7 protein-coding genes and 1 pseudogene are annotated in these 8,773 nt (G+C 74.8%); 5 read left to right on the top strand and 3 right to left on the bottom strand.

The features are described 5' to 3' along the window. Nucleotides 1–230 precede the first annotated feature (230 nt). The gene (locus ACW0Q9_RS26445) at nt 231–1,631 is read right to left on the bottom strand and encodes an NYN domain-containing protein (protein WP_456185810.1); all 1,401 of its coding nucleotides are present in this window, start codon (nt 1,629–1,631) and stop codon (nt 231–233) included. A 127-nt stretch (nt 1,632–1,758) separates the two neighbouring features. Here ACW0Q9_RS26445 and ACW0Q9_RS26440 point away from each other — a divergent pair, with 127 nt between their 5' ends. The 5 genes from ACW0Q9_RS26440 to ACW0Q9_RS26420 all read left to right on the top strand — a co-directional run bounded on the left by ACW0Q9_RS26440 (nt 1,759) and on the right by ACW0Q9_RS26420 (nt 7,244). Continuing rightward, nucleotides 1,759–3,516: a DEDD exonuclease domain-containing protein gene (locus ACW0Q9_RS26440; RefSeq protein ID WP_456185808.1), complete on the top strand. Its 1,758-nt coding sequence runs from the start codon at nt 1,759–1,761 to the stop codon at nt 3,514–3,516. 127 nt (nt 3,517–3,643) lie between these two features. Continuing rightward, complete coding sequence (locus tag ACW0Q9_RS26435) at nt 3,644–5,434, top strand: RelA/SpoT family protein (protein WP_456185812.1); 1,791 nt, start codon at nt 3,644–3,646, stop codon at nt 5,432–5,434. A gap of 49 nt (nt 5,435–5,483) precedes the next feature. Then, the gene (locus ACW0Q9_RS26430; RefSeq protein ID WP_456185806.1) at nt 5,484–6,023 is read left to right on the top strand and encodes an NUDIX hydrolase; all 540 of its coding nucleotides are present in this window, start codon (nt 5,484–5,486) and stop codon (nt 6,021–6,023) included. After that, the gene (locus ACW0Q9_RS26425; RefSeq protein ID WP_456185804.1) at nt 6,020–6,904 is read left to right on the top strand and encodes a nucleotidyltransferase family protein; all 885 of its coding nucleotides are present in this window, start codon (nt 6,020–6,022) and stop codon (nt 6,902–6,904) included. The genes ACW0Q9_RS26430 and ACW0Q9_RS26425 overlap by 4 nt, the downstream gene beginning before the upstream one ends. Before the next feature lie 52 nt (nt 6,905–6,956). Further along, nucleotides 6,957–7,244 (top strand): Lrp/AsnC family transcriptional regulator, encoded by a 288-nt coding sequence (locus tag ACW0Q9_RS26420; RefSeq protein ID WP_013287689.1) that lies wholly within the window; start codon nt 6,957–6,959, stop codon nt 7,242–7,244. Between the two features lie 62 nt (nt 7,245–7,306). Here the strand turns inward: ACW0Q9_RS26420 and ACW0Q9_RS26415 are convergent, their stop codons facing one another. Further along, a complete protein-coding gene (locus ACW0Q9_RS26415; protein WP_456185802.1) occupies nt 7,307–7,981 on the bottom strand; it encodes a DUF4142 domain-containing protein in 675 nt (224 codons plus the stop codon). Between the two features lie 210 nt (nt 7,982–8,191). Then, nucleotides 8,192–8,773, bottom strand: a pseudogene (locus ACW0Q9_RS26410) (cytochrome b); the annotation flags it as partial.

Genomic DNA, 8,773 nt, shown 5'->3' with positions numbered 1-8,773 from the left:
GTCGGCCGCCGCGGAACCGGTGTCGAGCAGCGCGGTCACCAGGCAGCCGGAGCAGCCGGCGCCGCGGACCTCGCAGGTGTCGCAGTCGATGAGCATCAACGCCTCCTGACGCTGTCGCCGGTGGCGGACTGGAGAGGAGCCCACCACCGTCGGTCACCACGAGGCTAGGCCGGGGGTATGACAGAACCGGACAACGAGGCAGCACCCACCCCGAATCCGATCATCGGGCGTCAGGACCGGGCGAGCCGCCGCAGCAGCGAGTCGGCGCCCAGCGGGTAGGCGCCGTGCCGGCGTACCCCGTCGGCGACCTCGCGGTCGGAGGAGACGACCACCACGGGCCGCCCGGCCGGCTCGGCGCGGACCAGCCGGCGGATCAGCTCGTCCGCGGTCTCCCCCTTGCGGGAGAACAGCACCCGCACCCCGCGCGGCGCGGGCGGCAGCCCGTGGATCCGCTCGGCGCCGTCGAAGACCACGGTGACCTCGTCGCCGGTCTGCGCGGCGATCCCGCCCAGCCCGCTGATCAGCCGCTTGCGCTGCTGCTCCAGCGACATCTCGCCGAAGCCGCGCTTCGTGACGTTGTAGCCGTCCACCACCAGGTGCGCCTTGGGCAGGGCGAGCAGCTGGTCGAGCCGGGCCGGGTCGTCGGTGTCGCGGGCCCGGGCGGCGGCCCCGGCCGGGGCGGCCCCCGTCTGGTCGGCGAACGCGTCGGCGACGAAGTCGGCGGGCAGCTTCTCCACCGGGTCGAGGGCCAGCTCGCGGCGGAGCCCCACGGCGGCCTGCCCGATCGTCTCCAGCAGCAGCCACAGCTTCGCCTCGTCGACCGAGCGGGCCTCCTTGGCGCTGACCCGGGCCACCCCGGCCGCGGCCTCCGCCTCGGCCAGCCGGGCCCGGGCGCGGCGCAGCTCGGCGTCCGCGTCGGCCGCCGCGCGGGCCGCGCGGCCCCGCTCGGTGGCCAGCATCTCCGTGGCCCTGCGCTCCCGGGCCTGGGTCTCCCGGAGGCTCCGGGCGAGCTGCCGGGCCTCCTCGCGGAGCTGGCCCAGCTCCTCGCGGACCCGGGCGAGCTCGTCGCGGAGCTTCTCCGCCTCGACCCGGGCCACCGCCCGGTCGTGCTCGGCGCGGGTGGCCCGTTGCTCGGCCTCGCGGACCAGCTCGGCCACGACCGCGCTGTCCGCCTCGGCGCGGACCGCGGCGCCGCTGGCCTCGATCAGCTCCCGCCAGCCCCGGGGCCGGGCCAGGTAGGCCAGGGCGGCCACCTCGACCGGGTCGGCCGCCGCCGGGGCGGTCCCCTCCACCACGGCCGCGCCCAGGTCGCCGGCGTCGGCGAGCACCCGGGCGGTGACCCGCTGCCGGAACAGCGGGTCGGCGGTGAGCTGGGCGGCGATGGCGGGGGCGCCGAGCCGGGCGCGCCGGTTGGGGGCGAACTTGGCCACCCGGCGCAGCGGCACCGGCACCTCGTCGGCGGCCAGCCCGGGCAGCACCGCGGCGGTGAGCGCCACGATCCGCTGCCGGACCGGCTCGGGCAGGGTCGGCTCGGGTTCCAGCGGGGCGGTCGGGCTCTCACCGGCGTCGCCCGCGCCGACCACCGGCTCCTCCGCGGAGGAGTGGTCGTCGTGCGGCTCGGTGAGGGGCATGTGGCAAGTCTCCCACCCCGAACGGGCCCACCGCCCGGTGAGTGAGCCGATCTCTCATCCTACCCCCGTGGTAACGGCTGGGGCTGCTGGGACGGGAGTGTCGGACCCGGCCGCTAGCGTGCCGCGGGTGACGCGAGCGGAGTACGTCCAGGAGGCGCTGGCCGGCCTGGACCGGGCGGCGGGCACGGGGGTCGACCCCGCGCTGCCGCTCTACGCGACCACCTTCGTGGTGGTCGATCTGGAGACCACCGGCGGCGCACCGGACGGCGGCGGGATCACCGAGATCGGCGCCGTGAAGGTCCGCGGCGGCGAGGAGCTGGGCGTGCTGGCCACCCTGGTCAACCCCGGGGTGCCGATCCCGCCGTTCATCACCGTGCTGACCGGCATCACCCAGGCCATGCTGCTCCCCGCCCCGCCGATCGAGCAGGTGCTGCCGAGCTTCCTGGAGTTCATCTCCGACGCCGTGCTGGTGGCGCACAACGCCCCCTACGACGTGGGCTTCCTCAAGGCCGCCTGCGCCAAGCACGGCTACTCCTGGCCCAACCCCCGGGTGCTGGACACCGCGGCGCTGGCCCGCCGGGTGCTCACCCGCGACGAGGTGCCCAACCGCAAGCTGGGCACCCTGGCGGCCTACTTCCGCACCGCCACCCAGCCGACGCACCGCGCGCTGGACGACGCCAAGGCCACGGTCGACGTGCTGCACGGCCTGATCGGCCGGCTCGGCGGGCACCGGGTGGACACCGTCGGCGAGGCCATCGAGTTCGCCCGGGCGGTCACCCCGACGCAGCGGCGCAAGCGGCACCTCGCCGACGGGCTGCCGAAGGTGCCCGGGGTCTACATCTTCCGGGCCGCCGACGACCGCCCGCTCTACGTCGGCACCTCCGGCGACATCGCCACCCGGGTGCGCAGCTACTTCACGGCGGCCGAGAAGCGGGCCCGGATCTCCGAGATGCTGGCCGCCGCCGAGCGGGTGGAGGCGGTCGAGTGCGCCCATTCGCTGGAGGCCGAGGTGCGCGAGCTGCGGCTGATCGCCGCGCACGCGCCGCCGTACAACCGGCGGTCGAAGTATCCGGAGCGCCAGGTCTGGCTGAAGCTGACCGACGAGGCCTACCCGCGGTTGTCGATCGTGCGCGACCTCGCCCCCACCGACTCGGCCTACCTCGGCCCGTTCCGGTCCAGGCAGGCCGCCGAGCTGGCCGCCGCCGGGTTCCACGACGCGGTGCCGCTGCGCCAGTGCACCCACCGGCTGTCCCGGCGCACCACCATGCCGGCCTGCGCGCTGGCCGAGCTGGGTCGCTGCCCGGCGCCCTGCGAGCACCGGATCACCCCGGAGGAGTACGACCACCGCGCCGCCGTCCCGTTCCGCACCGCCACCCGGGACGACCCGCAGGTCGTCGTGGACGCCCTGCTGGCCCGGATCGAGGTGCTCTCCCGCGCCCAGCGCTACGAGGAGGCCGCCGTGGTCCGCAGCCGGCTGGCCGCGGTGCTCCGCGCGGCGGTCCGGATGCAGCGGCTGGCCGCGCTCACCGGCATCGCCGAGCTGGCCGCCGCCCGGCCGGCCGCCCGGGGCGGCTGGGAGCTGGCCCTGGTCCGCCACGGCCGGCTGGCCGGGGCCGGGGTGTCCCCGCCCGGTGTCCACCCGCGACCGACCATCGCCGCCATCCGGGCCACCGCCGAGACGGTCCTGCCCGGGCACGGCCCGGTGCCGGCCGCCACCGCCGAGGAGACCGAGCGGATCCTGTCCTGGTTGGAGCGACCGGAGACCCGGCTGGTCGAGACCACGGCCGGGTGGGCCTCGCCGGTCGCCGGCGCGGGCCGCTTCCGCGACCTGCTGAGCAAGGCGGAGAACGGCGGGTCCCGCCAACTCTCAACCGAACGCTCATGACCAAGTGTCCGATCGGACTACGTCAACTCCCTTAGGCTGTTAGAGAAGTGCAGTCCTGCCCGATTCGCGGGCCTGCTCCCGGTCGCCGGTCCCGGCGACCGAGGGCCGGGGTGAGGAGGTGTCCCAGGTGGACGTCGACGCCGGACACGGCGCCGCCCTGGGCGGCGCCCTCCCGACCCAGCCCGGCGAGCTACCGCTCTCCCGTCGGCTGCGTTCCCTGCTCACCTGGCCCACCACCGACAACGACCCGGTCACCGCGCTGGTCCGCGCCCATCGCGGCATCCATCCCAGCGCCGACGCCACGGTGCTGCGGCGGGCCTACACGATCGCCGAGAACATGCACCGCGGCCAGTTCCGCAAGAGCGGCGAGCCCTACATCACCCACCCGCTGGCGGTCGCCCAGATCTGCGCCGACCTCGGCATGGACACCACCACCCTGGTCGCCGCGCTGCTGCACGACACGGTGGAGGACACCCGCTACACCCTCCAGGCGCTCCAGGAGGACTTCGGCCGCCAGGTGGCCCACCTGGTCGACGGGGTGACCAAGTTCGACAAGGCGTTCTACGGCAAGGCCGCCGAGGCGGAGACCGTACGCAAGATGATCGTGGCGGCCGGCAAGGACGTCCGGGTGCTGATCATCAAGCTGGCCGACCGGCTGCACAACATGCGCACCCTCGGGGTCCGGTCGGCCGCCTCCCGTGAGCGGATCGCCCGCAAGACCCAGGAGGTGCTCGTCCCGCTCTGCGACCGGCTGGGCATCCAGACCCTGAAACGCGAGCTGGACGACGTGGTCCTGCTGCACCTGCAACCGGAGGAGCACGCGCGGATCGCCCGGTTCGTGCACGACCGGCCGGGCTGGGACGCCTACCTCGACGACGTGGTGGCGAAGACGCGGGTGGCGTTGCGGCGCAGCCGGGTGGACGCCGAGGTCGGCCCCCGACCCCGGCACCTCTACTCGATCTGGAAGGACACGGTGGCCGGCGACCACGCCGCGCCCTACGACCTGCCCCGCATCGCCATCGTGGTGGACGGCCCGGCCACCGACTGCTACGCCGCGCTCGGCGCGGTGCACGGGCTCTGGCGGCCGGTGCCGGGCCGCTTCAAGGACTTCATCGCCTCCCCGAAGAACAACCTCTACCGGTCCCTGCACACCAGCGTCTGCGGCCCGCAGGACCGGACCGTCGAGGTGCTGATCCGCACCGAGGAGATGCACCGCGCCGCGGAATACGGCGTGGCCGCGGACTACCGCTTTCCCCGCGCCACCGGCCGGGCCGCCGACCGGGCGGACGAGCTGGCCTGGCTGCGCCGGGTGCTCGACTGGGAGCAGGAGACGGTCGACCCCACCCAGTTCATGGAGTCGCTCCGCTGCGACCTGGCCGAGGCGCAGATCCAGGTGGTCGCCGACGGGCGGCAGGTGGTGCTGCCGGCCGGAGCCACCCCGGTCGACCTCGCCTACGAGCTGGGCACCGAGCGGGGCGACCACTGCCTCGCCGCGCGAATCAACGGCCGGCTCGCCCCGCTCTCCTCCGAACTGGAGGAGGGCGACGTCGTGGAGATCTTCACCGAGAGCGACGCGGAGAGCGGCTTCGAGGTCGACGTGGCGCCGCGCGGGCCGCGCCGGGAGTGGCTGGGCTTCGTCAAGTCCCCGCACGCCCAGATGCAGATCAACCGCTGGTTCGCCGAGCACACCGAGCCGGGCATCTCGATCGCCGACAAGGTACGCCTCGGCCGGGCCACCATCGGCCTGGCGCTGCGCAAGCACGACCGGGGCCTGGCCAGCGACCTGCCGCTGCTGCGGCTCTCCGAGGAGCTGGGCTACCCCGATCTGGAGACCCTGCTGGTGGCGGTCTTCGACCGCACCGTGGAGCCCGACACGGTGGTCCGGCAGCTGATCGATCTGGTCGACCACCGGCAGTAGCCGAACTCCACTCATCCGCCGACGCCGCCCGGCCACTAGCCTTACAGGCATGATCCCCCGCGCGCGTGCCACCGGCCGGGCCCTCGGCTACCAGATCTTCTACCGGCTCCCCGTCCCGCTGCGGCGCCGGCTGGTCCGGCTCGCCGTGCCGAAGTACATCGTCGGCGCGGTCACCCTGGTCCGGGACGCCGAGGCCGACGGGGCGGGGCGGATCCTGCTGCTGCGCCAGCCACCCGGCCACAGCTGGACCCTTCCGGCCGGGCTGCTCCAGCGCGGCGAGGCGCCGGTGGTCGGTGCGGCCCGCGAGCTGTACGAGGAGTCCGGCATCCGGCTCTCCCCCGACCGGCTCCGCCCGGCCGTGCCGAACGCCGTGGTGCACGCCAAGGGCTGGGTGGACGTGGTCTTCGAGGCCGAGGTGCCGGCCTCCCGCACCGACCTGACGGTGGACGGGGCCGAGGTCTTCGAGGCCGCCTGGCACCCGCTGGACGACCTGCCCCGGCTGAGCCGGGCCACCGCCAACCTGCTCCGCTACTACGGGATCGGCCCGCGCGCCGGCGAGGTCCCGCCGGCGGCGCCACCGGCCGCGTGACCGCGCCCCGGGCGGCGGCCGCGACCGGCTGGCGGGCCGCCGTGGACGTCTGCGCGGTGGTGCTCGCCGCCGGCGAGGGGACCCGGCTGCGCCCGCTCACCGAGCGCCTGCCCAAGGCGCTCTGCCCGGTCGCCAACGTGCCGCTGCTCGACCGGGCGCTGGACCGGCTGGCCGGGCTGGGCCTGGCCGGGCCGGACCGGGTCGCGGTGAACGCCTGCTACCTGGGCGGGCAGGTGGTGGCGCACGTGGGCGGCCGGGCGCACCTGTCCGTCGAGCGGGGCGACCCGCTCGGCACCGCCGGCGGGGTGGGCAACCTGCGGGACTGGATCGCCGGGCGGGGGGTGCTGGTCGGCAATGCCGACGCGTACCTGTCCGATCCGGACGCCCCGCCGGGGCCGGACCTGGCGGCGCTGCTGGACGGCTGGGACGGGCGGAGCGTACGCCTGCTCGGCCAGCCGGCGGACGACCCGGCGGCCCCCGGCACGTTCGAGGGCCACCGGTTCGTGGGGTTCTCGCTGCTGCCCTGGCGGCTGGTCCGCGAGCTGCCGGCGAGCTTCGGCGACCTGGTCCGGGCGGTCTGGCGGCCGGCGGAGGCGGCCGGCGCGCTCACCGTGGTCCCCTACCGGGGCACCTTCTACGACACCGGCACCCCGGCCGACTACCTGGCCGCCAACCTGCACGCGGCCGGCCCCGGCGGCCTGGTCGACCCGTCGGCCACGGTCGACGGGCGGATCACCCGCTCGGTGGTCGGGGCGGCCGCGGTGGTGCGCGGCGCGGTGGACCGCTCGGTGGTCTGGCCCGGCGCGACGGTCGCCGCCGGGGAACGCCTCAGCGGGGTGATCCGGGCCGGCACCGACCTGACCGTCCCGGCGGCCCGGTGACCGCCGCAGCCCTTAGCATGGGCCTCGACGCCGACGAACGGAGAAATGTCCCGTGATCACCGCGATCGTGCTGATCGACTGCGCCACCGACTCCATTCCCGAGGTGGCCGAGACGCTGGCCAACCTGCCCGGTGTCAGCGAGGTCTACTCGGTGGCCGGGCACGTCGACCTGATCGCCATGGTCCGGGTCCGCGAGTTCGAGCAGATCGCCCAGGTCATCGCCGGCAGCATCTCCAAGGTGCCCGGTGTGCTCAACACCGAGTCGCACATCGCGTTCCGCGCCTACTCCCAGCACGACCTGGAGGAGGCGTTCGCGATCGGCCTGGCCAACGCCGACTGACCCGTACGCGGGTGGCCGGTCCACCCCCGTGGGGCGGACCGGCCACCGATCGGCCGTACGCGTCAGCTCTGGCCGGGCGCCGGGGTCTCCGTGGTGCCCGGTGCGGGCTCCTCGGTGCCGGTGCCGCCCGGAGCCGGCGACTCGGTACCACCCGGAGCCGGCGACGTGGTGCCGCCCGGGCTGGGCGTGCCGCTGGCGCTGGTCTGCGGGACCGGGACGCCCAGGGTCTGGGCCAGGGCCACCAGCGCGTCGTAGTGCGCCTGGAGGACCGGCAGGGCGTCCTGGGCGATCTGGACCACCGACTGCTCGGAACCCTGCGAGATCTCGGTCTGGGTGGCCTGGATGGCCTGGACGTGGCCGGCCAACTGGGCGGTCACCCACGCCTTGTCGAACTCGGCGCCGCTCAGGTTGTTCAGCCGGTCGAGGACCTGCTGCTGGTCGGCGGTCGGGTCGGCCGGCAGCTGGACGTTCAGCTGCTGGGCGGTGGACTGCACCGTCTGGTCCAGCTGCGTGTGGTCCGTCACGAACATCTTGCCCAGGTCCTTGACCTGCTGGTTCTGGCCCTTCTGCTGCGCCAGGTTACCCGCGGTGATCTCGAACAGGTTCACCTGGTGCACCGCCTGCAGATACTGGGTGTCCTGCGTCGACGGCTGCGCCGCGGCCTGGGCCGCGGCGGCGGGTGCCAGTCCCACGAGCACCAGCGCGGCCAGCAGGCCCAGGCGTTTGATTCCCAACATGCGTTCCCCCCCTTGAGACGTTGGACCGCACGGATACCCGGCTGACCGGGGTTATTCCTGCGATTCCACCCGTCCGTGTCCGGGGGTGGCGGGACACCGGAGCGGGGCCGACCGGCGTCTCGTGGGCGGAACGGGACGGCCGGGCGTGAAAAGGCCGTGGCGCCCGCCGGATGATCCGGCGGGCGCCACGGTCAGTCGTACCCGGGCGGGTCAGCGGCGGCTCTCGCCGCTGCCGATCTCCTCCCGCTCCGGCCGGGGCTCGACCGGCGGGTGACCCGGCGAGACCGGTGCCTCGGCCGGCCTCTCGATCGGGTAGAAGAAGCCCCGGACGGCCGGCCCGAGGGCGCCGAGCCGGTTCATCTTCTTCGGCACCACCCAGCCGACGTACTCCAGCGCCGGGGCGTGCCCGTCGTGCCCGTCGGCCGACGTGAGCGGCTGGTGGACCTCGACGAACCGGCCGTCGGGCAGCCGCTTGATGATGCCGGTCTCCACGCCGTGGGCCAGCACCTCCCGGTCGTGCTGCTGCAGACCCAGGCAGATCCGGTAGGTGAGGTAGTAGGCCAGCGGCGGGACGACCAGCAGGCCGATCCGGCCGGCCCAGGTCATCGCGTTCAGGCTGATCTGGAACTTGTCGGCGATGACGTCGTTGCCGCCGGAGAGCGTCAGGACCAGGAAGAACCCGACCGCCATGGCGCCCGCCGCGGTCCGGGCCGGAGTGTCCCGGGGCCGCTGGAGCAGGTTGTGGTGCTTGTAGTCCTTGAGGTGCCGGGCCTCCAGGAACGGGTAGAACAG

The organism is Micromonospora sp. I033 (assembly GCF_053890995.1).
The sequence above is the reverse complement of the archived record's forward strand: the minus strand, read 5'-3'. Positions and strand labels throughout refer to the sequence as shown.